The 19,511-nt window shown below is 60.0% G+C and carries 23 protein-coding genes and 1 other RNA gene; 6 read left to right on the forward strand and 18 right to left on the reverse strand.

What is annotated here, in order from left to right; all coding sequences use genetic code 11:
* Positions 1-19 precede the first annotated feature (19 nt).
* Positions 20-226, reverse strand: a complete 207-nt coding sequence (gene rpsU, locus AKU94_RS19340; protein WP_083445082.1) for a 30S ribosomal protein S21 — start codon at positions 224-226, stop codon at positions 20-22.
* A gap of 106 nt (positions 227-332) precedes the next feature.
* Here rpsU and AKU94_RS15030 point away from each other — a divergent pair, with 106 nt between their 5' ends.
* Both AKU94_RS15030 and AKU94_RS15035 read left to right on the forward strand, forming a co-directional pair.
* On the forward strand, positions 333-1,094 hold the full coding sequence (locus tag AKU94_RS15030; RefSeq protein ID WP_050528074.1) for a COQ9 family protein: 762 nt from the start codon (positions 333-335) through the stop codon (positions 1,092-1,094).
* Between the two features lie 6 nt (positions 1,095-1,100).
* A complete protein-coding gene (locus AKU94_RS15035; protein ID WP_050528075.1) occupies positions 1,101-2,093 on the forward strand; it encodes an NAD(P)H-quinone oxidoreductase in 993 nt (330 codons plus the stop codon).
* Between the two features lie 39 nt (positions 2,094-2,132).
* On the opposite strand, the gene AKU94_RS15040 is transcribed toward AKU94_RS15035, so the two are convergent.
* Complete coding sequence (locus AKU94_RS15040) at positions 2,133-2,777, reverse strand: ribonuclease T2 family protein (protein ID WP_050528076.1); 645 nt, start codon at positions 2,775-2,777, stop codon at positions 2,133-2,135.
* 126 nt (positions 2,778-2,903) lie between these two features.
* Between AKU94_RS15040 and AKU94_RS15045 the strand changes: the two genes are divergently transcribed.
* Entirely contained in the window at positions 2,904-3,650 is a 747-nt protein-coding gene (locus tag AKU94_RS15045) for a DUF1013 domain-containing protein (RefSeq protein ID WP_050528077.1), read from the forward strand.
* Positions 3,651-3,692: 42 nt separating this feature from the next.
* On the opposite strand, the gene AKU94_RS15050 is transcribed toward AKU94_RS15045, so the two are convergent.
* The 4 genes from AKU94_RS15050 to AKU94_RS15065 all read right to left on the reverse strand — a co-directional run bounded on the left by AKU94_RS15050 (position 3,693) and on the right by AKU94_RS15065 (position 7,540).
* Positions 3,693-4,472 carry a LytTR family DNA-binding domain-containing protein gene (locus AKU94_RS15050; RefSeq protein ID WP_198144921.1) on the reverse strand — a complete coding sequence of 260 codons (780 nt, stop codon included), beginning with the start codon at positions 4,470-4,472 and terminating at the stop codon, positions 3,693-3,695.
* A 324-nt stretch (positions 4,473-4,796) separates the two neighbouring features.
* The gene (gene recR / locus AKU94_RS15055) at positions 4,797-5,396 is read right to left on the reverse strand and encodes a recombination mediator RecR (protein WP_050528079.1); all 600 of its coding nucleotides are present in this window, start codon (positions 5,394-5,396) and stop codon (positions 4,797-4,799) included.
* Positions 5,397-5,399: 3 nt separating this feature from the next.
* Complete coding sequence (locus AKU94_RS15060; protein ID WP_050528160.1) at positions 5,400-5,744, reverse strand: YbaB/EbfC family nucleoid-associated protein; 345 nt, start codon at positions 5,742-5,744, stop codon at positions 5,400-5,402.
* Between the two features lie 53 nt (positions 5,745-5,797).
* Positions 5,798-7,540, reverse strand: coding sequence for a DNA polymerase III subunit gamma/tau (locus tag AKU94_RS15065; protein WP_050528080.1), 1,743 nt, complete (start codon positions 7,538-7,540; stop codon positions 5,798-5,800).
* Positions 7,541-7,633: 93 nt separating this feature from the next.
* On the opposite strand from AKU94_RS15065, the gene AKU94_RS19345 reads away from it, so the two are divergent.
* Entirely contained in the window at positions 7,634-8,050 is a 417-nt protein-coding gene (locus AKU94_RS19345) for a protein-tyrosine phosphatase family protein (RefSeq protein ID WP_083445084.1), read from the forward strand.
* On the opposite strand, the gene rsgA is transcribed toward AKU94_RS19345, so the two are convergent.
* The 6 genes from rsgA to smpB form a co-directional block, all read right to left on the reverse strand.
* Positions 8,047-9,159 (reverse strand): ribosome small subunit-dependent GTPase A, encoded by a 1,113-nt coding sequence (rsgA, locus tag AKU94_RS15075; protein WP_232295779.1) that lies wholly within the window; start codon positions 9,157-9,159, stop codon positions 8,047-8,049. The genes AKU94_RS19345 and rsgA overlap by 4 nt on opposite strands.
* Positions 9,160-9,173: 14 nt before the next feature.
* Positions 9,174-9,272: signal recognition particle sRNA small type (ffs, locus tag AKU94_RS19350), an RNA gene on the reverse strand.
* A gap of 36 nt (positions 9,273-9,308) precedes the next feature.
* Positions 9,309-9,941 carry an HAD family hydrolase gene (locus tag AKU94_RS15080; protein ID WP_050528081.1) on the reverse strand — a complete coding sequence of 211 codons (633 nt, stop codon included), beginning with the start codon at positions 9,939-9,941 and terminating at the stop codon, positions 9,309-9,311.
* Entirely contained in the window at positions 9,942-11,126 is a 1,185-nt protein-coding gene (locus AKU94_RS15085; protein ID WP_050528082.1) for an amino acid aminotransferase, read from the reverse strand. It lies immediately after the preceding gene.
* 33 nt (positions 11,127-11,159) lie between these two features.
* Positions 11,160-12,020 (reverse strand): 3-mercaptopyruvate sulfurtransferase, encoded by an 861-nt coding sequence (sseA, locus tag AKU94_RS15090; protein ID WP_050528083.1) that lies wholly within the window; start codon positions 12,018-12,020, stop codon positions 11,160-11,162.
* Positions 12,021-12,100: 80 nt separating this feature from the next.
* Positions 12,101-12,577 carry an SsrA-binding protein SmpB gene (gene smpB, locus AKU94_RS15095; RefSeq protein WP_050528162.1) on the reverse strand — a complete coding sequence of 159 codons (477 nt, stop codon included), beginning with the start codon at positions 12,575-12,577 and terminating at the stop codon, positions 12,101-12,103.
* A 150-nt stretch (positions 12,578-12,727) separates the two neighbouring features.
* Here smpB and AKU94_RS15100 point away from each other — a divergent pair, with 150 nt between their 5' ends.
* Together AKU94_RS15100 and AKU94_RS15105 are read left to right on the forward strand one after the other, a co-directional pair.
* Complete coding sequence (locus tag AKU94_RS15100; protein WP_050528084.1) at positions 12,728-13,426, forward strand: Crp/Fnr family transcriptional regulator; 699 nt, start codon at positions 12,728-12,730, stop codon at positions 13,424-13,426.
* Positions 13,426-13,992: a DUF4202 domain-containing protein gene (locus AKU94_RS15105; RefSeq protein ID WP_050528163.1), complete on the forward strand. Its 567-nt coding sequence runs from the start codon at positions 13,426-13,428 to the stop codon at positions 13,990-13,992. The genes AKU94_RS15100 and AKU94_RS15105 overlap by 1 nt, the downstream gene beginning before the upstream one ends.
* Here the strand turns inward: AKU94_RS15105 and AKU94_RS15110 are convergent.
* Genes AKU94_RS15110 through AKU94_RS15135 form a run of 6 tightly spaced genes read right to left on the reverse strand, consistent with a single transcriptional unit; the run spans position 13,989 to position 19,432 of the window.
* A complete protein-coding gene (locus AKU94_RS15110) occupies positions 13,989-14,237 on the reverse strand; it encodes a cytochrome C oxidase subunit IV family protein (protein ID WP_050528085.1) in 249 nt (82 codons plus the stop codon). The two genes, AKU94_RS15105 and AKU94_RS15110, sit on opposite strands and share 4 nt — an antisense overlap.
* Positions 14,234-14,794: a cytochrome c oxidase subunit 3 gene (locus AKU94_RS15115; protein WP_050528086.1), complete on the reverse strand. Its 561-nt coding sequence runs from the start codon at positions 14,792-14,794 to the stop codon at positions 14,234-14,236. The genes AKU94_RS15110 and AKU94_RS15115 overlap by 4 nt, the downstream gene beginning before the upstream one ends.
* A complete protein-coding gene (locus tag AKU94_RS15120) occupies positions 14,791-16,749 on the reverse strand; it encodes a nitric oxide reductase activation protein NorD (protein ID WP_050528164.1) in 1,959 nt (652 codons plus the stop codon). The genes AKU94_RS15115 and AKU94_RS15120 overlap by 4 nt, the downstream gene beginning before the upstream one ends.
* Before the next feature lie 8 nt (positions 16,750-16,757).
* Positions 16,758-17,564, reverse strand: coding sequence for a CbbQ/NirQ/NorQ/GpvN family protein (locus AKU94_RS15125; RefSeq protein WP_408633703.1), 807 nt, complete (start codon positions 17,562-17,564; stop codon positions 16,758-16,760).
* A gap of 5 nt (positions 17,565-17,569) precedes the next feature.
* Entirely contained in the window at positions 17,570-18,967 is a 1,398-nt protein-coding gene (locus tag AKU94_RS15130) for a cbb3-type cytochrome c oxidase subunit I (protein WP_050528088.1), read from the reverse strand.
* A 12-nt stretch (positions 18,968-18,979) separates the two neighbouring features.
* Entirely contained in the window at positions 18,980-19,432 is a 453-nt protein-coding gene (locus AKU94_RS15135) for a c-type cytochrome (protein ID WP_050528089.1), read from the reverse strand.
* Between the last annotated feature and the right edge of the window lie 79 nt (positions 19,433-19,511).

The raw sequence follows: 19,511 nt of genomic DNA on the forward strand, positions 1-19,511 counted from the left end.
TTACGCCGAAAGACGGAAATTACATTCCGTTCTCGCGCTGGAGCTTCTTACGTGCGAGCTTGCGCGCACGCCGGATAGCTTCTGCTTGCTCACGGGCTTTTTTGACGGAGGGTTTCTCAAAATGCTGCTTGAGCTTCATTTCGCGGAACACGCCTTCGCGCTGGAGCTTTTTCTTGAGGGCCCGAAGGGCCTGTTCGACGTTATTATCGCGGACGCTGACCTGCATGTGGTTTTCACCACCTTTCTAGGTTAAATTTGCACGGATGTGCAGGCTTGGCTCGTATAACGATGCAAAATGGGCTTGTCTACTATTGCAACGGTCGGAGGCACGGATGAAAGAGGCACAAACCACGAAAAACCCCGATGACAACGGGGTAGAGCGAGCAAAACAGGCGATTTTGGACGCAGCCCTTGCGCATGTGCCCTTTGATGGCTGGTCCGAAACGACCTTCCGCGCAGCCATTGCTGATTCGGATGTGGCCGAAGGATTGGCCCGCGCGCTGTTCCCGCGCGGTGGAATTGATCTTGCGCTGGCCTATCACCGGCAAGGAGATGCGCAAATGCTGGCAAGGCTGGCGGCGCTGAACCTGACGCAGTATCGCTATTCCGACCGGGTGGCGCTGGCGGTGCGCACAAGGCTGGAGCTGGTTGAGGACAAGGAGTTGGTGCGCCGTGGCACCACGCTGTTTTCCCTGCCGCAAAACGCGACCGAAGGGGCCAAGGTGATCTGGGGCACCTCGGATGCGATCTGGCGGGCGTTGGGTGATAGCAGCACGGATATCAACTGGTACAGCAAACGCGCCACCCTCTCGGGGGTATATGGCGCGACGGTGTTATTCTGGCTGGGTGATGACAGCCCTGACCATAGCGCCACATGGGAATTCCTTGACCGGCGCATTGGCAATGTGATGCAGATTGAAAAAGTCAAAGCGGGGCTGCGCGATAATCCCCTGTCAAAATTTCTAAAATCGGGGCCGTTTTCCGGCGTTGCCAATGCGATGCAAAGCGTCAAGATGCCCGATGTGCCCAAAACACCAGATGACCTACCGGGCAAGGTCCGGCCCCAAACACCCCCGGCCCCGAGTGAGAAGTGAGGCGATATGACTGTTCCCGACGCGATGCTAGCGATTGAAATCACACAATCGGGGGCACCTGATGTGCTCGCCCCCTGCTCGGTTCCTGTGCCGCTGCCGGGGCATGGGCAGATCCTGATCCGTGTGGCCTATGCGGGCGTGAACCGTCCTGATGCGCTGCAACGGGCAGGGGCCTATAACCCGCCGCCCAATGCCTCGCCCCTGCCAGGGTTGGAGGCTTCGGGCCATGTCGCGGCTGTCGGGTCCGGTGTGACGCGCTGGAAAGTGGGGGATGCGGTTTGTGCGTTGCTGCCCGGTGGGGGCTATGCCGAATATGCGCTGACGGCGGCGGATCATGCGCTGCCAATCCCCGATGGTATGGGCCTGCGTGAGGCCGCCTGCCTGCCTGAGACCAGTTTCACCGTTTGGTCAAACATGGTCATGCGCGGCGGTTTGAAAGCCGGAGAGCGGTTCCTCGTCCACGGCGGCACCTCGGGCATCGGTACCACCGCGATCCAGATTGCTAAGGCCTTGGGCGCGCGAGTCTTTACCACCGCCGGATCGGACAAGAAATGTGCGGTTTGCACCGAATTGGGGGCCGAACAGGCGATCAACTATCATGAGGGCGATTTTGCCGCGATGATGAAATCGGTCGGCGGGGCGGATCTGATCCTTGATATGGTCGGCGGCCCCTATCTGCCGCGCAACGTCCGCAGCCTTGCCGATGACGGCCGCCTTGTGCAGATCGCCTTCTTGTCCGGTGCAAAGGTGGAATTGAACTTTGCCGAGGTGATGATGCGCCGTCTGACGATCACCGGCTCCACGTTGCGGCCACAATCCGATCTGGCCAAGGCGCGTATTGCCGCAGAGGTGGAACAGCATGTCTGGCCGATGATCGCGCGCGGGGCCTTCAAGCCGGTGATGGACAGCGAATATCCCCTCGATCAGGCGCCTGCGGCCCATTGGCGGATCGAAACGCCCGGCCATATTGGCAAGATCGTGCTGAAGGTGGCCCACTAACCCGCAGGGCCGGTCGTGCCAACAACTCGCGGCCGGAGCTTACCGGACCGAGCCTAAAACCGCGTCCTGCAAGGTACAATCGCGGATGGTGTCGCGGCCACAACGGCGCGGCTCCAGATCCTTGGTCAGGCACAGACGGACCTCCTGGATCATGCCTGCGCGGCAGGTCACGGTGATCATATCCTTTTCCAAACCGGGGTTGGCGGCCAGAAAAGCCTCTTCGACGACCTCGGCGGGCACCTCCAGCGTTTTGTTGATCTTGGCAAAAACCTCCGGCTCTTGCACCGAATTATAGGCTTTGCGTGCGGTTGCGAAATAATCCGTCGCTGACAGCCCCGCGCAGCGCCCGTGCTTTTTCCACTGATACCACGCCAACCCGGCCCCGCCCATAATATCGGCCATCTCTGCCGATTGCCCCCGCGAAGGGTCCTGCGCCGAGGTCCGGCAATAAGAAGGCCAGCCGCTTTCATGCTGCGGCCAAAGCCCGTGCAAGGTGAAGGTCAACCCCTTTCCGGGCAGGCATTGATCCTCTCCGCGGGCATCGCCTTGCAACGCGCACCAATTCGATGACCAGCTCAGCGCCATCACATAATAATCGAAATCTCCGGCTTTTTCGCCATCCGCCCGTGCCATGCCCCCCGAAAAAGCCATCACAATACCGATCAACAGTGCAAAAACACGCATTTTCTCTTTCCTCTGACTGCATGGCCTATTATACGCGTTCAAGACTTCCCAGAAAACGAAAAGACGCGAGGCTCTGGCCCGCAGCCGTTTTCTCGGCATGGAAGAGAATTGTAAAGGAGTGTTGCAATGAACAAGCCACTGATGTCCAAAGCAACCGCCGTGTGGCTGGTGGACAACACGACCCTGACCTTCAAACAGGTTGCGGATTTTTGCGGTTTGCACGAGCTTGAGGTGCAAGGGATTGCCGATGGCGATGTCGCTATTGGCGTCAAAGGGTTTGACCCGGTGTCCAACAATCAGCTGGCCCCGGGTGAGATCGAAAAAGCGCAGGCCGACCCTGCCTACCGTCTGAAGCTGAAATTCAACGCATCAGCCGTTGGCGAGGAAAAACGCCGCGGGCCGCGCTATACCCCGCTGTCCAAACGTCAGGATCGTCCGGCCTCTATCTTGTGGTTGGTGAAATTCCACCCCGAGTTGTCCGATGGTCAGGTGGGCAAGCTGGTCGGCACCACCAAGCCGACGATCCAGGCGATCCGTGAACGGACGCATTGGAACATCAACAACATCACGCCGATTGATCCGGTCGCGCTCGGGTTGTGTAAACAGACTGAACTTGACGCCGCCGTTCAGGTTGCGGTGCGCAAAAAAGCATCCGAAGGCACCGTCATGTCAGATGACGAACGCCGCAAGCTGGTGTCAACCGAGCAATCGCTTGGCATGCCGGATGAGCCGAAAATCCCGTCCAATATTGCCGGGCTTGAAAGTTTCAGCCTGTCGGAGCAGGAAGAGAAGAAAACCGACTATTCCGATGCCGACAGCTTCTTTAATCTGCCCGATGCGGAAGATACCGAGGACGGTGACGACGATAAATAAGGTTATAGCATCCTTGGAAAAAGCACCCTTCGGGGTGCTTTTTTATGCGGTTTGCAGGGTGGTGCTGGCCCAAGGCCGGACATCTGCTTGGCGGTTGCGGGCCACGGGAATGATATGGCCATTGTGCAGTTCCAGCCGCAAACCACTTCGCTGCCGGTGCAATGCAGCCAAGGCTGATTTTGCGACCCAGTGGCTGCGATGGACCTGCATTCCACAGGTGTCCGGTAGCTGGGCAATCGCATCGACCAAACGTCCGCGCGCTAGCAGGGATTGCCCGTCCCGCAGATGGATAGCAACATAATGCTCTTCTGCTTTGAGGTGCCAGATGTCATCCACCATCAACCGGTTGCCCAGGACTTCCCGCCATTGCGGGCGTTTGACAGGGTTTGGCGGCTCTTGGGTGGGCGGGGCGACTGCGGCAATCGGAAGCGCCGTCAGCCCTGTATCGCGGACAATCGACTTCAGCAGGAAGCTAGCCAGAAATATCTCGCCGAGGGTGGTGAAAATGGTGTTGAATGCCAGCAGTTGCAACCATTCCCAAGGACCAAGAAACTGCCCGCCGACCAATGAGCTGATGCCAACGCCCCAGACCGATGCCACCAGCACACCGATAACAAGCACCGGAAAGGTTCGTCCAAAGATGGGCCATCGGGGGGATTGTTTGAACAGAAGGACCAACACCGTCAAAAACACAATGACGCAGCTTGCGATGATCAGTTTTCGTATGATTACGTCTTCGGGCATGAAGGGATCATAGGGGCGCAAAATAAATATGATCGCCGTCATCCCCAAGGTTTGTGCAATAAACAACGGGTGCCACATAGCGCGCCTGAGGTCGCTCCCGGTGCCCCTAAACTCGTTACCATTCAAGAACAGGATGTGCATTTCATACCAAAGTTAATGATTTTGTCAGATACTGGCGTTAGGTTTCGGCAGGGCCGGGGGGCTTATTGCCCGTGCTGAGTGTTTGATTGCGAATACCGGCCCGTTTTATTCAATATACTGCATGCGATGTTTTTTTGAAGGTAATTTTATGTCTTGCCCATTTTTATGGGCGGGACAGCCGTGTTTGCGGCATTGGCATCTGCTGTCCGCTATTGAGGGTCTGAATTCAGTGCAATTGCAGGCAGGTATGAGGTAGGCTCTTCAGAACTGGCGTCTTGCGCGCAATGCCGCCCCGATCGTGCCGTCATCAAGATAATCAAGCTCTCCGCCGATCGGCACCCCTTGGGCCAGTGAGGTGATCGTAACCCCGCTATCCTCTAGCGCTTCGGCGATGTAATGTGCGGTGGTCTGCCCGTCGACGGTGGCATTCAGCGCAAGGATGACTTCGCGGGCGCCCTCATCCTTTACCCGTGCCACAAGTGCCGGTATGCGCAGATCATCCGGTCCGATGGCATCAAGCGCCGAAAGCGTGCCGCCCAACACGTGATACCGCCCCTTAAAGGCCTGTCCCCGTTCCATCGCCCACAGGTCGGCCACATCCTCGATCACGCAGATCTCGCCGGTGGCGCGGCGCTCGTCGCTGCAGATGCTACAGACCTCGGCCCCGCTGATATTGCCACAGATCCGGCAATCGCGCGCGTTTTCCGCCACGCTGGCCATGACGCGCGCCAAAGGGGCCATCACTTGCCCCCGTTTTTTCAACAGCATCAAGACCGCACGGCGCGCCGACCGGGGACCAAGCCCCGGTAGACGCGCCATCAGGTCGATAAGTTGTTCAATTTCTTTGGGGGCCTGCGCCATGGATCAAAACGGCAGCTTCATACCGGGCGGAAGGCCCAGACCCTCGGTCAGCTTGCCCATTTCCGCCTGCGCCCGCTCGCTCGCCTTGCCTTGGGCGTCCTTGATCGCGGCGAGGATCAGATCCTCCACCACTTCTTTTTCCGAGGCGACAAAGATTGAGGGATCAATATCCAGCCCGATCAGCTCTCCCTTGGCGGTTGCGCGTGCCTGAACAAGGCCCGCACCGCTTTCGCCGGTCACGGTGATCCGTTCCAGCCCCTCTTGCATCTCGGCCATCTTGCCTTGCATTTCCTGCGCGGTTTTCATCATCTTGGCCATATCGCCAAGCCCGCCTAGACCTTTCAGCATCGCATATTCTCCCATTCCGGTTTCATCTGACCTAAGGTGCAAGGCCTGCGGCTTCAACCCTCTTCGAAGGGGTCCCATTCATCTTCGACCTCTGGTAAGGCCTCAAAGGCGGCTTCAAGTTCCGGCTGGCGGATCTCGCTGATTTTGGTGCCCGGAAAGGCGGTCAGCACCGCCTGCACCAAGGGGTTCTCCAGCGCCTTGGCCTCGGCCTCGATCCGGTCCTTGTCCTGTTCCTCGGCGATGGTGGCGCCGCCGCCCGAATTGACCACCGTCACCGCCCAACGCGCGCCGGTCCAGCCCTGAAGCCGTGCCGCAAGCCGTGCCGCCAGATCGCGGGGGGCGGCGGGGGTGGGTTCAAACTCGATCCGCCCCGGAGAGTATCTTGCCAGCCGCAGGTTGGTTTCTACCTCAACCAAAAGCGCCATATCGCGCCGTTCGCGGATCAGATCGACGACATGGGCAAAGGTTACGTAATGCGCCAAAGCATCGGGGGCGAGGGCGGTTGCCGTGGCTTGCCCGCCCTGCATGGTGGGGCCGTGGCTTGGCCCCATCGCGGGCGCATGCAGACGGGTGGTCGCATGAACCGCCCCGCCGCCGCCACCCGCAGGCGCGCCGCCCGTGGGGCTGGGTTGGGTGGATTGCAGCTTGCGGATCAGGGTTTCGGGATCGGGCAGGTCGGCCACATGGGTCAGGCGGATAACGGCCATTTCTGCCGCCATCATCGCGTTGGGGGCCAAGGCCACCTCCTCCAGCGCCTTGAGGAGCATCTGCCACATCCGCGTCAGCACCCGCATCGGCAAACGCCCCGCCATATCAAGACCGCGTTTGCGTTCATCCGGCGGGGTGGTCGGGTCTTCGGCGGCCTCGGGCGTGATCTTGATCACCGAGAGCCAATGGGTAATCTCGGCCAGATCGCGCAGCACGGCCATCGGATCGGCCCCATCGGAATATTGGCTGGCAAGCTCGGTCAAGGCGGCCGCGGCATCCCCGCGCACCACCATATCAAACAGGTCCAAGACCCGCCCCCGATCGGCCAGCCCCAACATGGCGCGCACCTGATCGGCGGTGGTTTCCCCCGCGCCGTGGCTGATCGATTGATCCAGAAGCGAGGTCGCATCGCGCGCCGAGCCTTCGGCCGCCCGTGTGATCAGCGCCAAGGCATCATCGGAAATCGTCGCCCCTTCGCCTTGGGCGATTTTGCGCAGCAGGGCGATCTGGTCTTCGGGCTCGATCCGCTTGAGGTCAAAGCGCTGGCACCGCGACAGAACCGTCACCGGAACCTTGCGGATCTCGGTTGTGGCAAAGATGAACTTCACATGGGCGGGCGGTTCCTCCAACGTCTTGAGCAGCGCGTTAAAGGCGCTGGTCGACAGCATGTGAACTTCGTCGATGATATAGATCTTGTAGCGCGCCGAGGTGGCACGGTAAGCGACCGAGGCGATAATCTCGCGGATATCATCAACGCCCGTGCGTGAGGCGGCATCCATTTCCATCACATCGACGTGGCGCCCCTCCATGATGGATTTACACTGGTCGCAAACGCCGCAAGGCTCGGTCGTCGGGCCGCCGGTGCCATCAGGTCCAACGCAGTTCAGCCCCTTGGCGATGATTCGCGCCGTGGTGGTTTTACCCGTCCCGCGGATGCCGGTCATGATAAAGGCTTGCGCGATCCTATCCGCCGCAAAGGCGTTCTTGAGCGTGCGCACCATGGCATCTTGCCCGACCAGATCGGCGAATGTCTCGGGCCGGTATTTGCGGGCGAGGACCTGATAGGCGGGCTGGGCTGTATCGGACATGGGATTCCCTTGGATGGCTTGCGCGCCAATCTAAGCACTCGCTTGCTGCCCGTCCACCCGCCGGAATAGGATGGTTGCGAAACGGGGGGCAGAATGGCGTTTGAACTGGCAGAAATTGCGGTGGGCGGCGGGGTTTTGGGTCTATGTGCCTGCCCGAGACCGGCCGATGTGCCTGAATTGCGTGCCGATCTGGTGCTGACGCTGTTGGAAGAGGTTCCTGCGGGGCTGCGCGTGGCCTTGGCCCGCGCCGCGATTGCACAGCGGCATTTCCCGATTGCCGATTACGGTGTTCCGGCGGGGGAGTGGGCCGCGCTTGCGCATGATTTGCACAGAGTTTTGGCGCAAGGCGGTCGGGTGATTATCCATTGCAGGGCAGGCTGCGGGCGCACGGGGATGATCGCGCTGCGCCTGATGATGGAGGCGGGAGAGCCCGATGCGCTGGCCCGCCTGCGCGCCGTGCGGCCTTGTGCGGTGGAAACCGATGCGCAGATGGCTTGGGCGCTGGCCTAGCGTTTCTTGTGCTTTTGCGCCGCTTTGATCTGTTTGGCCAAGGCCCGCCCCTTGGAGCGTTTGGTGATCCCGTAACCCTTGCCCATCGCCGCACCGGAGCTGGCGGTATTGGCGCTGTCCTCGGCGCTTAGCTTGCGCCAGCGGGCGAGGCGTTCGGGGTCCACCTCACCGGCGGCAATGGCGGCTTGGACGGCGCAGCCTGGCTCATGCTCATGCTGGCAATTGCGGAATTTGCATTGGGCGGCAAGGGCGGTGATCTCGGCAAAGGTCGCCTCGATCCCTGCGGCGGCATCTGAGACACCAAGCCCGCGAATGCCGGGGGTGTCGATCAGCCACCCCCCTGTCGGCAAAGGATAAAGATGCCGCGCCGTGGTGGTGTGGCGGCCGCGCGCATCGTCCTCGCGGATTTCCTGGGTGGCAACGGACATGCCTGTCAGCGCATTGGTCAACGTGGTTTTACCCACACCAGATGACCCCGAAAGCGCCACGGTTTGCCCTTGACCCGTCCATTTCGCCAGCAGGTCTGGCACATCCGGCGCATGGGCATCCAGCAGCAGCACGGCCAGATCCGTCCCCAAAGCCTGCGCTTGCGCCAGATAGGCCTGTGGGTCATCGGCCACATCGGCTTTGGTCAAAAGGATCACCGGCTCCACCCCCGCATCATGCGCCAGCGTCAGATAGCGTTCCAGACGCGCGACATTGAAATCGGCGTTGCACGAGGTGGTGATGAAAAGCGTATCGATATTCGCACCGATCAGCCGGTATTCACCGATGTTGCGGCTGCCGGCGCGGGAATGGACGCGACGTTGCAACAGGCTGCGGCGATCAAGACGGCGCTGCATCACCGATTGGCTGGCCGAGATCAGCACCCAATCGCCCACGGCAAAACTGCCCGAGGGGTGGCCGTTGGGCAAGGCAACCTCGCAGGGGCCGCCCTCGGTCAAAACGCCCAATCGGTCGCGGTGAACATGGGCCACGCGGGCGGGCACATGCGCAAGGTCTTCCTCGGTCAGTTGAACCGCGAAATATGCACCCCAGCCGAGGGTTTCGAGTGTTGGAATGTCGGTGCTATCAGAGGGAATAATATGGCGTCCCGTTGGCGGCGGCACGCAGGCCGCGGATAGGGTGAGAGGCTGGACATCGACCCAAGTGGGGCTCGTTGTGGCTGCTTCCTTCCGGACCTGACCAAGTTGGCGAGGCACTTGCCCGCGCCAACCCCTCACCCTTCATATAGGAGCGGTGAATCGAAATGGCAAGATCATTTGGGCAGCAAACCGATTTCGCGTGCCCCTGTAAAAAGGTCGGGCGCGACCAGATGGGCATAGCGCCCCGAGGCGGGGTTGATATCGGGCACCTGCACCACGGTCATGCCCGCAAGATGCGCCGATTGCGCGCCGGTCTCGCTGTCTTCAAAGGCGACACAGCGGGCGGGATCCACGCCCAAACGCTGTGCGGCCAACAAATAGGGATCGGGCGCGGGTTTGGCCCTTGTCACGTCATCAAAACAGATAAGCTGCCGGAAATAGGGGGCGATATCTGTGACCGATAGTTTCAGATCCAACTGCTTGCGGGTAGAGGATGTAGCCAGCGCCAAGGGCTGTTGCAGCGCGCCCAAAAGCCGGTGTGTGCCGGGTTTAAGCGGGATGCCGCCCGCGTAAAGCACGCCGATACGCTCGGCCCATGCCGACAAAAGGGTTGTGAAATCCAGATCGGGAAAACGGGCGCGGATCATTTCCGCCCCCGTCACATCGTCATGGCCGATCAGCCCGTACAAAAAGGCAGGGTCCACCGCCAACCCGTGATCGGCAAAGGCGGCAATGCCTGCCGCCTGACTAAGCGCCTCGGTGTCAAGAAGGGTGCCGTCGAGATCAAAGATAACGGCATCAAACATTCAGACGCCGACGTCGATGATCGCCTTGGCCAGCACCGGCACGCTTTGCGCGTTCAGCCCGGCGATGTTCATCCGGCTGTCGCCCACCATATAGACCCCGTGATCGCGGCGCAGGGCCTCTACCTGTTCGGGGGTGGCGCCGATGCGCGAAAACATGCCGCGATGCTGGGCCAAAAAGCCGAAACGATCCGACCCCGACAGGCGCTGCAATTCGGCCACAAGGGATTCGCGCAAAGACAGCATGTTGAGGCGGACGGATTCCAGCTCTTCCTGCCAATCGGCGCGCAGGGCGGGATCTGTCAGGATCATCGAGACCAGCCGCGCCCCGTGATCGGGCGGGAAGCTGAAATTCTGACGGTTGAGGAAGGCGAGGTTTTGCTGCACCACGCCGTGCATTTCCGCATTGGGGGCAACGGCGATCAGGATGCCGGTCCGCTCACGGTAGATGCCGAAGTTCTTGGAACAAGAGGCCGCAATCAAAAGTTCCGGCAGCCGCGAGGCCAGAAGACGCAGGCCGGCCGCATCCTCATCCAGCCCGTCGCCAAAGCCCTGATAAGCGTTGTCGATAAAGGGAATAGCGCCGGTTTTTTCCAGCAGATCAGCCACAGCAGACCATTGCGGCAAGGTCAGGTTGGCCCCTGTCGGGTTGTGACAGCAGGCGTGCAGCAAGACCATATCGCCCTTTTTCGCCCGTGCCAGATCGGCCAGCATACCGTCGAAATCCACACCGCGGCTTTCCGCGTCGAAATAGCGGTACTCGGCAATTGGCAGGCCAAGGAATTTGATGATCGACGGGTGGTTGGGCCAGGTCGGGTTCGACAGCCAGATCGTCGCATCGGGGTTGGCCATTTTCACCAGCTCCAGCGCCTGACGGATGGCACCTGTGCCGCCGGGGGTCGCGATGGCCGACAGCCGGTCGGCGGTCACGCTATCGCCCAAAATCAGCGCCTGCATTGCCGTGATATAGGCCGGATCGCCCGCAAGGTTGGTATAGGATTTGGTGGTTTCCGAGTCCCACAGCTGTTTTTCGGCGGCTTTGATCGCGCGCATCACCGGCGTCAGCCCGTTGGCATCCTTATAGACACCCACGCCAAGGTCGATCTTGGCATCGCGCGGGTCCTCTTTGTACATCTGGATGAGTTGCAGGATCTTGTCTTGCGGCTGTGGGCGAAGGGCGTTCAGCATCGGATTTGCCTTTTTATACAAATAGTTGTGGGGTTAGTCCTTGGCGATGGGTAGGTCTTCATACATGCCCCATTCGGTCCAAGACCCGTCATAGAGCGCGTGGTTGCGATGTCCGACCCGTTCCAGCGCCAGCGACACGATCGCCGCCGTGATGCCCGAACCGCAGGTGGTGATCGCAGGTTTGGACAGATCAATCCCTGCCGCCTTGAAGGCCGATTTCAACGCATCAGGGGCCTTCATCGTGCCATCGGCATTCAACAATTCGCCATAGGGCAGGTTCTTGGAATTCGGAATATGACCCGCCCGCAGGCCGGGGCGCGGCTCGGCGGCCTCCCCTTTGAAACGCTCGGCAGCGCGGGCGTCGATAATCTCGGTCACAGCCAGCTTGGAGGCCTGGGCCACCTGCGTGACATCTTTTACCAGCCCCGACTGGCGCTGCACGGTGATGTGACGGTCGCGCACCATCGGGGGCATATCCTCAATCTCGCGGCCCTCTGCCTGCCATTTGGGCAAACCGCCATCGAGAACGGCAACGTCAACCTTGCCCATCAGGCGAAACGTCCACCAGACCCGCGCGGCGGAAAACAGGCCCGAGGTGTCATAGATCACCACCTGATGCCCGTCGCCCACACCCATCGCGCGCATCCGGCTGATGAATTTCTCGACAGGGGGCGCCATATGGGGCAATTCTGAGCGGTGATCGGAAATATCATCAATATCAAAGAACCGCGCACCGGGAATATGGGCGGCGGCGTATTCCGCCTTCGCATCACGGCCCAAAGCCTCCATATGCCAAGACGCATCGATGATCCGCAAATCGGGGTCATTTATATGCTGGGCCAGCCATTCGGTGGAAACCAGCGTTTTAGGGTCATCTTGCGGTGCGGGGGTCATATTTGCGGCTCCTGATCTGCAAGTCTTTGGGTATAGCGGATAGGGGGCCTGTGGCAAGGCCGGAGCCTTTCAAAACCGGCCTATTGGTGGTTTTGCTTCATCAACCGCGCTTTTTGCCGGTTCCAGTCCCGCTTGGCCGAGGTTTCGCGCTTGTCGGCGTTTTTCTTGCCCTTGGCGATACCGATCTTCAGCTTTACCATGCCGCGCTCGTTGAAATACATTTTCAGCGGCACGATGGTCATGCCCTCACGCGCGGTGGCGTTCCACAGCCGTGCAAGTTCCCTGCGCGAGACCAAGAGCTTGCGTTTGCGACGTTCCTCATGGCCCCAGGTTTTGGCCTGTAGATAGGGCGCGACATAGCTGTTGATCAACCACAGCTCACCATCCTCGACGCTGGCATAGCTTTCGGCGATATTCGCACCGCCCTTGCGCATGGATTTCACTTCGGATCCCAGCAGTATGATGCCGGCCTCGATGTCATCCGAAATCGCGTAATCGAACCGCGCGCGGCGGTTTTCGGCGATAAGTTTGGAATTTGGGTCGCTGTGTTTTACCATTCCTGTCAGATAGGGTGTGATCGGTCCTCTGTCCAGATGGGGCGAGACGATCTGCGGCTGTGATGCGACCAATTCCCCCGTTTTCCGGTTTCGCTGTCGCGCTTTGGCACCGGCTCTGTTAGGGTTTCTGAATAAAAGGAGTTTGCGCCGATGAAGCCCGAACATATTGAACTTGCCCGTCAGTCGGTCCTGTTGTCGGCCGCTCCGGCCAGCGTGGTTGAGGTGCTTTTGGCGGCATCGCATGTGCGCCAATACGACCGCGGCACCTGCATTTTCCTGCAAGGAGAGCGCGCCAGCGCGATCTATATCGTCGCCGAAGGCTGGGTTAAACTATACCGCATTGCGCCCAATGGGGCCGAGGCGGTGGTCGGCGTTTTCACCAAGGGCCATAGTTTCGGTGAGGCAGTCGCCTTTCGCCATGATACCTATCCGGTTGCCTCCGAGGCCGTGACCGATTGCACATTGATTCGTATAGAGGCGAGCGTCTTTTTGCGGCTGCTGCGTGAAAACCCGGAAATCGCGATCTCTATGTTATCAGCAACCTATACACATCTGCACGGATTGGTGGAGCAGATCGAGGCCTTGAAGGCGCAGACCGGCGCGCAGCGGGTGGCAGAATTCCTGCTGGAACTTGCCCCTTGCGGCGCGGGTCGTTGTGAGGTGACACTGCCCTATGACAAGGTGCTGATTGCGGGACGTTTGGGAATGAAACCCGAAAGCCTCAGCAGGGCGTTTGCAAGGTTGAAGGAGCAGGACGTGACAATCAAACAGAATGTGGCGATCATCGGGAATGTGTCGCTCTTGCGTGATTATATCGAGCAGGACCCTGCTCAGGCATGGGCGCGCTGATGACCCGGCTTACCCATGCGCTGGCGATGATCGACGCCGCAAACGCCCGCGACCCAAAGCTTGAGGATGGTCGCCCCGCAGCCCTGCTTTACGGCGAAAGGATGAGTGTGGAACTGGCGCAACTGGTGCCCGCGCCAAGCGAGGTTCTGGCCATTGCCGCGCGCGGCCAGCATATCGAACGCTGGCTGTTGTTGCGCAGTGATTTTCCCGAGGGCAAAGCAGGCTATCACGCGTGGCGCAAGGAACAGGGGCGACGGCACGGCCTGCGTGTGGCAGAGATTATGGCCGAAGCGGGCTATGACCAGGATGATTGCGACCGTGTGGGCGTTTTGCTGCGCAAGGAAGGCATCAAACGCGATGCCGAGGTGCAGGCGCTGGAGGATGTGATCTGTTTCACCTTCCTGCGCTGGTATTTTGCACCCTTTGCCGCCGAACGCACCGCCGAAGAGTTGCCGGGCATTGTTGACAAAACCGCGCGCAAGATGTCGGCTCGGGCCCGTGCGCTTGCCCTTAAGGAGTTTGCGCTGCCCGAACCCTTTGCCGGGTTCTTTCGCGATCCAGCCTAATGGGTGCCAATCACCGCCAGCGCGATCAGTACCAGCATGAAAAGCCCCAGCGATATCGCAAAACCGCGTGCGATATCGGGGGCTTGGCTTAACCCGAGATAGCGGTTGAGGATGATCTGTGCCTTGGCCCAGGCCAGTGGCAGCACGATGAGCGCCAGCCAACGCCCCTCGAGCCCCAAGGCGGCGACGGCGGTGGACAGGATGGAAAGGGCGATCAACGTCGCCCATGCGCGTGTCAGGGTCATAGCAGATACACCACGGGAAAGACCAATATCCAGACCAGATCGACCATATGCCAAAAGGCGGCGCCAACCTCGACGCTGCGCGGATTGGGGCGGATAGCGACAAACGCCAGCAACAACATGCCCGCAATGACATGGGCGGCGTGAAACCCGGTCAGCATAAAGGAAAAGGTAAAGAATACATGGGTTTCAAAGCTGATGCCCTGGGCAAAAAGATCGGCCCATTCCTGGCCTTTGATGCCCATGAACACGGCCCCCAGCAGCGTGGCACCGGCCAGCAACGCACGGCACCGCCAGATGCGGTCGGTGCTATGGGCCGCCACGGCCGCAAGCCAGCCCGAGGTAACCAGAACCACGGTGCCAATGCCGGCACCTGTGCGGTGCAGATAGGTCTGCGCCTCGGCAAAACCCGCAGGGTCCATCAGCCGCAGGAACAGAAAAACCGCAAGCCCGGCGCCAAAGATCAGCAGTTCCGACACGATCATAACCCACATCATCAGATCGCCGGGCAGGTTTTCCCAAAAGGGCGGCTCGGTTGTGGTTTGCGCGTTATCTGTCATCCCATCACCAGATGTCGGTAAATCATCGGCAGGGCCTGGGTCAGCTTTTCGGGCGCGGGGATCAGGGTGAAACCGCCCTGATCAAAGATACGCGGGAACCAGCTTTTGCCGTCGCGGTCCACGGTGATGCCAAAGACGGAATGTCCCATACGGCGCGCCTCGCGGACGGCCATGCGGCTGTCCTCAATCCCGTGGCGGCCCTCGTAATGGTCAAGGTCATTGGGTTTGCCGTCGGTGATCACCAAAAGCAACCGCCGCTTGCGCCCCTGCTGTGCCAGTTCGGCCGAGACGTGACGGATCGCAGCCCCCAGACGGGTGTAGTGTCCCGGCCGCAGGCTGGCGATTTTCGCCTCTACCATCGGGCCCATCTTTTCGTTGAAACCCTTGGCGCGTTGCACATAAACCCGGTCCCGCTTGAGCGAGGAAAACGCGTTTATCGCCACATCATCGCCGCAGGTATCCAGCCCCCATGCCAGCGCGGTCAGGGCCTCTCGTTCGACATCAATCACCGCGCGTCCGCCGTGGCCGTGGCCGGGGATCGCACTTTCGGTTGACCGCGATACATCCAACAGGATCGACACCGCCAGATCGCGTTTCTCGGTCCGGGTTTGGCGCCAGATCCGATCAGACCCATCCCCTGTCGCCATGAAATCGACCTGCGCGCGCACGGTGCGGTCCATGTCCAGTTCATCGCCCTCGGGGTGACCGGGTGTAGAGACGCGGCTGGGGCGCAAGGCCTCAAACTGGCGGCGTACCGCGCGGATGCGGGCCTGCGCGCCGGGATCGTCCTGAAACGGTGAGATGTGGTCGCCCGGTACGATGTCCGAGAACAGAACCCGCGCATGGGCGGGCAGATAGGTGCCGGTCCGCACATCCCATTCAGGATAGGTGCTGATGCCCGAAAGCGACTCGCGGTCGACATCTTCGGGGGCGAGGTCGAGGTGCAGCTTCAACCGGGTGGCGGGCGCTTTGGAAAGCTGCCCAAGGCCGATTTCATCATGATCATCGGCGGCCTTTTTGGCGTCGTCATCATCATCCTCATCCACGCGGCGGTTGAGGTTGACGAATTCCGCCCAAGACAGGATCGCCTCGAACTTATGCAAGATAAAGCTGTCGTTACGCTCTGCCTGTTCGGATTTGCGGCGCTTGGCGCGGCGGGTGCGGCCCTCGGTATCGCCCTGCTCGGGGGTGCCTTCGGTTTCGCGGCTCTCAACCACAGTCGCCTCTGAGCGGTCCAGTTTACGAAGGTCGGGCCACAGCGCCACAGGCCGGAAGGGGCGGTAGCCGCGCGGGGCGCGGTAGGCCGAGAGATCGCCCGAGTTGACCGCCGCAAGCATCCGCGCGGCCTTGGGCGATAGCGGGGCAGGGTCGCCCAGAATATGTAGGATAACCGCCTCTACGGTGCGCTCGGCATCGGGCAGGCGCGGGGTTTTGCGGGTGGCCAGAACGGCCCCGCACAGATCGGTGTAAAGCGCGCGGAAACCGGGTGCATTTTCCAGCGTATCGGCAACCATTTTCTGTGCGGCCGACAAGGCGGCCAGATCAGCGCGCAGCTTGTCATCATTTGCCGCAAAACCGCCCGCATGGGCCGCAGAGGCCGCAAGCCAGATGTAAAGGGCGGCATTCGCCTCGGGTGCCGGAAAGACCGCCAGCGACTCGGGCAGGCGCAGGGCCGCACCATCAAAGGTGGCGCGAGGGGTTTCATCGGCCCAAGTGCCAAGTTTGCGCTTGAGCGAGAGGCGGTGGTGGCTGACCTCGTCGACGACGGGTTTAAGCTCTACCGCCGGGTCGCCACCCAAGCCCCGAAAAAGAACTGCCAGCCGTCCGCCCACTTGTGACAGTGGAACACGGGCTCCGTCGTGTACGGGATCAGCGTCCAGACGACTGGCAAAGGCGTGCCACAGTTTCCCGATCGTTTCTTCGGGTTCCCATGGTTCAAATTCGATCCGTGACATCACCGGCCTCACCCGAAAACGGCGGTCACAAGATCGCGGAGCCCCGCCTTAACATCCGCATCATCGGCCAAAGGCTCGATCATTGCGGTTTGGATAGCACGCTCAATCGCCATTCCGCCTGCAATAAGCGTGGCGGCATAGACCACAAGACGGGTGGAGACCCCTTCCTCAAGGTCCTGGCCCTTCATGGCGCGCAATTTATTTGCCAGACGGACAAGCGGTTTCACCCGATCCTCATCCAGCCCGGATTCGCGGGCCACAACGGGGATTTCATGTTCCATCTTGGGGAAGTTGAATTCGAGGCTGACAAACCGCTGACGGGTGGAGGGCTTGAGCGTCTTCATGATGTTTTGGTAGCCGGGGTTGTAGCTGGCAACCAACAAAAATCCGGGGGCCGCTTCCAGTTCCTCGCCGGTGCGGTCGATCGGCAGGATGCGGCGGTCATCGGTCAAAGGGTGCAAGACCACGGTGACATCGCGCCGTGCCTCGACCACCTCATCAAGATAGCAAATCGCACCCTCGCGCACGGCGCGGGTCAGCGGGCCATCGACCCAGACGGTTTCGCCACCTTTAAGCAGGTAACGCCCGATCAGATCGGCAGCGGAAAGGTCGTCATGGCAAGCCACCGTATAGAGCGGACGGCCAAGCCGGGCGGCCATATGGGCTACAAAGCGCGTCTTGCCACAGCCGGTCGGCCCTTTGAGCAGAACGGGAAGGTCGTGGGCAGCAGCAGCAGCGAAGATATCGCATTCATCGCTTTGCGGCAGGTAGAAGGGGGCATCTGCCGCCCCCTTCAGGTTCAAGGTTCCGTCCATTGTCATCACTCCGCTGCAATATGGTCGGGATCGCTTTTCAGGCGGTCACGTTCGATCGGGCCGGGGCTTACGATCTCTTTGCGGGGCCGCAGCACCGCATAGAGGAACAAGAGTGCGCCCAGAACAACCGCCACACCAGAGCCAAAGCGCATGACGAAGAAGATCCAAAGCTGATCTTGCACATCCATGAAGCCCTCGCCGTTCACGCGCTGCAGGTGGGTTTGTACCGTACCGGCAAGCGTAAGCGTCACGGTCATGAACACCATCCCCGATGACATCAGCCAGAAGGATGCCATGTTGAGCACTTGGTTATAGGGGTCACGGCCCAGAAGTTGCGGCATCGCATAGGTGATGATCGCAAGGTTCAGCGCGACATAGGCACCAAAGAAGGCAAGGTGGCCGTGGGCTGCGGTGATCTGCGTGCCGTGGGTGTAATAGTTGACCCCGTGCAGCGTGTGCAGGAAACCCCAGACGCCAGCACCAAAGAAGGCAAGTGTGGCGCAACCCAAGGACCAGAGCAAAGCGGCCTTGTTTGGGTGATCGCGGCGGCCTTTCCAGACCATGACAAAGGCGAATGCCATCATGCCAAAGAAGGGAACCACCTCAAAGGTCGAAAAGATAGACCCGATCCAGAGCCAATAGCCCGGCATCCCGATGAAGAAATAGTGGTGGCCGGTGCCAAGGATGCCCGAGAACAACGCGGTGGCCACGATGACATAAAGCCATTTTTCCACGATTTCCCGGTCAACACCCGTCAGCTTCATCATCAAGAAGGCAAGGATAGAGGCCATGACCAGTTCCCAAGTACCCTCAACCCACAAGTGGATCACGAACCACCAGTATTGTTTGTCGAGTGCAAGGTTTTCGGGATTGTAGAACGCAAAGAGGAACAGCAGCGCGATCAGCCACAGGCCCAGAATCAAGATGTTGGTGATTGCGGTTTTCTTGCCCTTCAGCACCGTCATCGAGATGTTGTAAAGGAAGATCAGCGCGGCCACGACGATGCCGACCTTGACCCAGCGGGGTTGCTCAAGGAACTCACGCCCCTCTTTGCCCAGCAGGAAGTTGCCCTCAAACAGGTTGAACGTATAGGTCAACACAACACCGGCAGTGCCGATGATCAGGATCGCAAGCTGCAAATAGGCCAGCTTGACGGAGTGGATTTCCTGTTCGGATTCCTCTGGCACAAGGTAATAGGCCGCGCCGAAGAAGCCTGTCAGCAGCCAGACGACAAGGCTGTTGGTGTGCAGCATACGCGCCACGTTAAAGGGCAAAATCTCTGTCAGGAAGTTTCCATCGACATAGATCCAGCCCATGATAAGGCCCAGCGAGACCTGAACGGCGAAAAGCGCCATCGCGGTCACGAAATAGGCCAGAGCGATTTTTTGGGTTTTGTATTTCATTATTCTGTCCCCTTAACCCGCATCATTCGGCGGCCAGTCCTGGTTGCGGATTGTATTTGTCCACAGCAGGAAATCGGCCAATTCGCGGTATTCGGCGTCGGTCAGGTTGAAGTTCGGCATCTGGCGACGGCCCTCGATGCCGCTGGGCATGGCGTCCATCCAGCCCTTGAGGCTTTCAAACGCTGCCTCTTGGTCATCTTCCACGCCCCAGCGGGTCATAACGTTGCCCAACTCAGGTGCGAAATAGGCACCTTCGCCCAGAATCGTATGGCAATTCACGCAGCCATGCTTTTCCCACAGATGCTTGCCCGCGGCGACTTCTTCGGTCAGCGTGGCTTTATTCGTCGATACGTTTACGATGTAGTAGTGAGAGTGGACCGAAAGACCCACGAATATAGCGATAAAGAACAGCGACCCACCGTAAAAGATATTGCGGGCCATGCTCTTGGTCATGACTTCGCGCATGCGAGGATCCTTCCCAATGATTGCAGATTGTTTTCGTATGTAGCGGCTAGGCTAGTTGGTCCTTAACCAAAGTCAATCC

Source organism: Pseudorhodobacter aquimaris (assembly GCF_001202025.1).
In the GTDB taxonomy this organism is placed as follows: Bacteria; Pseudomonadota; Alphaproteobacteria; order Rhodobacterales; family Rhodobacteraceae; genus Pseudorhodobacter; species Pseudorhodobacter aquimaris.

What these genes read in the sequence shown, in the direction of transcription:
- rpsU (WP_083445082.1), bottom strand. Translation starts at nt 226, where the DNA reads ATGCAGGTCAGCGTCCGCGATAATAACGTCGAACAGGCCCTTCGGGCC.
- AKU94_RS15030 (WP_050528074.1), top strand. Translation starts at nt 333, where the DNA reads ATGAAAGAGGCACAAACCACGAAAAACCCCGATGACAACGGGGTAGAG.
- AKU94_RS15035 (WP_050528075.1), top strand. Translation starts at nt 1,101, where the DNA reads ATGACTGTTCCCGACGCGATGCTAGCGATTGAAATCACACAATCGGGG.
- AKU94_RS15040 (WP_050528076.1), bottom strand. Translation starts at nt 2,777, where the DNA reads ATGCGTGTTTTTGCACTGTTGATCGGTATTGTGATGGCTTTTTCGGGG.
- AKU94_RS15045 (WP_050528077.1), top strand. Translation starts at nt 2,904, where the DNA reads ATGAACAAGCCACTGATGTCCAAAGCAACCGCCGTGTGGCTGGTGGAC.
- AKU94_RS15050 (WP_198144921.1), bottom strand. Translation starts at nt 4,472, where the DNA reads ATGTGGCACCCGTTGTTTATTGCACAAACCTTGGGGATGACGGCGATC.
- recR (WP_050528079.1), bottom strand. Translation starts at nt 5,396, where the DNA reads ATGGCGCAGGCCCCCAAAGAAATTGAACAACTTATCGACCTGATGGCG.
- AKU94_RS15060 (WP_050528160.1), bottom strand. Translation starts at nt 5,744, where the DNA reads ATGCTGAAAGGTCTAGGCGGGCTTGGCGATATGGCCAAGATGATGAAA.
- AKU94_RS15065 (WP_050528080.1), bottom strand. Translation starts at nt 7,540, where the DNA reads ATGTCCGATACAGCCCAGCCCGCCTATCAGGTCCTCGCCCGCAAATAC.
- AKU94_RS19345 (WP_083445084.1), top strand. Translation starts at nt 7,634, where the DNA reads ATGGCGTTTGAACTGGCAGAAATTGCGGTGGGCGGCGGGGTTTTGGGT.
- AKU94_RS15080 (WP_050528081.1), bottom strand. Translation starts at nt 9,941, where the DNA reads ATGTTTGATGCCGTTATCTTTGATCTCGACGGCACCCTTCTTGACACC.
- AKU94_RS15085 (WP_050528082.1), bottom strand. Translation starts at nt 11,126, where the DNA reads ATGCTGAACGCCCTTCGCCCACAGCCGCAAGACAAGATCCTGCAACTC.
- sseA (WP_050528083.1), bottom strand. Translation starts at nt 12,020, where the DNA reads ATGACCCCCGCACCGCAAGATGACCCTAAAACGCTGGTTTCCACCGAA.
- smpB (WP_050528162.1), bottom strand. Translation starts at nt 12,577, where the DNA reads ATGGTAAAACACAGCGACCCAAATTCCAAACTTATCGCCGAAAACCGC.
- AKU94_RS15100 (WP_050528084.1), top strand. Translation starts at nt 12,728, where the DNA reads ATGAAGCCCGAACATATTGAACTTGCCCGTCAGTCGGTCCTGTTGTCG.
- AKU94_RS15105 (WP_050528163.1), top strand. Translation starts at nt 13,426, where the DNA reads ATGACCCGGCTTACCCATGCGCTGGCGATGATCGACGCCGCAAACGCC.
- AKU94_RS15110 (WP_050528085.1), bottom strand. Translation starts at nt 14,237, where the DNA reads ATGACCCTGACACGCGCATGGGCGACGTTGATCGCCCTTTCCATCCTG.
- AKU94_RS15115 (WP_050528086.1), bottom strand. Translation starts at nt 14,794, where the DNA reads ATGACAGATAACGCGCAAACCACAACCGAGCCGCCCTTTTGGGAAAAC.
- AKU94_RS15120 (WP_050528164.1), bottom strand. Translation starts at nt 16,749, where the DNA reads ATGTCACGGATCGAATTTGAACCATGGGAACCCGAAGAAACGATCGGG.
- AKU94_RS15125 (WP_408633703.1), bottom strand. Translation starts at nt 17,564, where the DNA reads ATGGACGGAACCTTGAACCTGAAGGGGGCGGCAGATGCCCCCTTCTAC.
- AKU94_RS15130 (WP_050528088.1), bottom strand. Translation starts at nt 18,967, where the DNA reads ATGAAATACAAAACCCAAAAAATCGCTCTGGCCTATTTCGTGACCGCG.
- AKU94_RS15135 (WP_050528089.1), bottom strand. Translation starts at nt 19,432, where the DNA reads ATGCGCGAAGTCATGACCAAGAGCATGGCCCGCAATATCTTTTACGGT.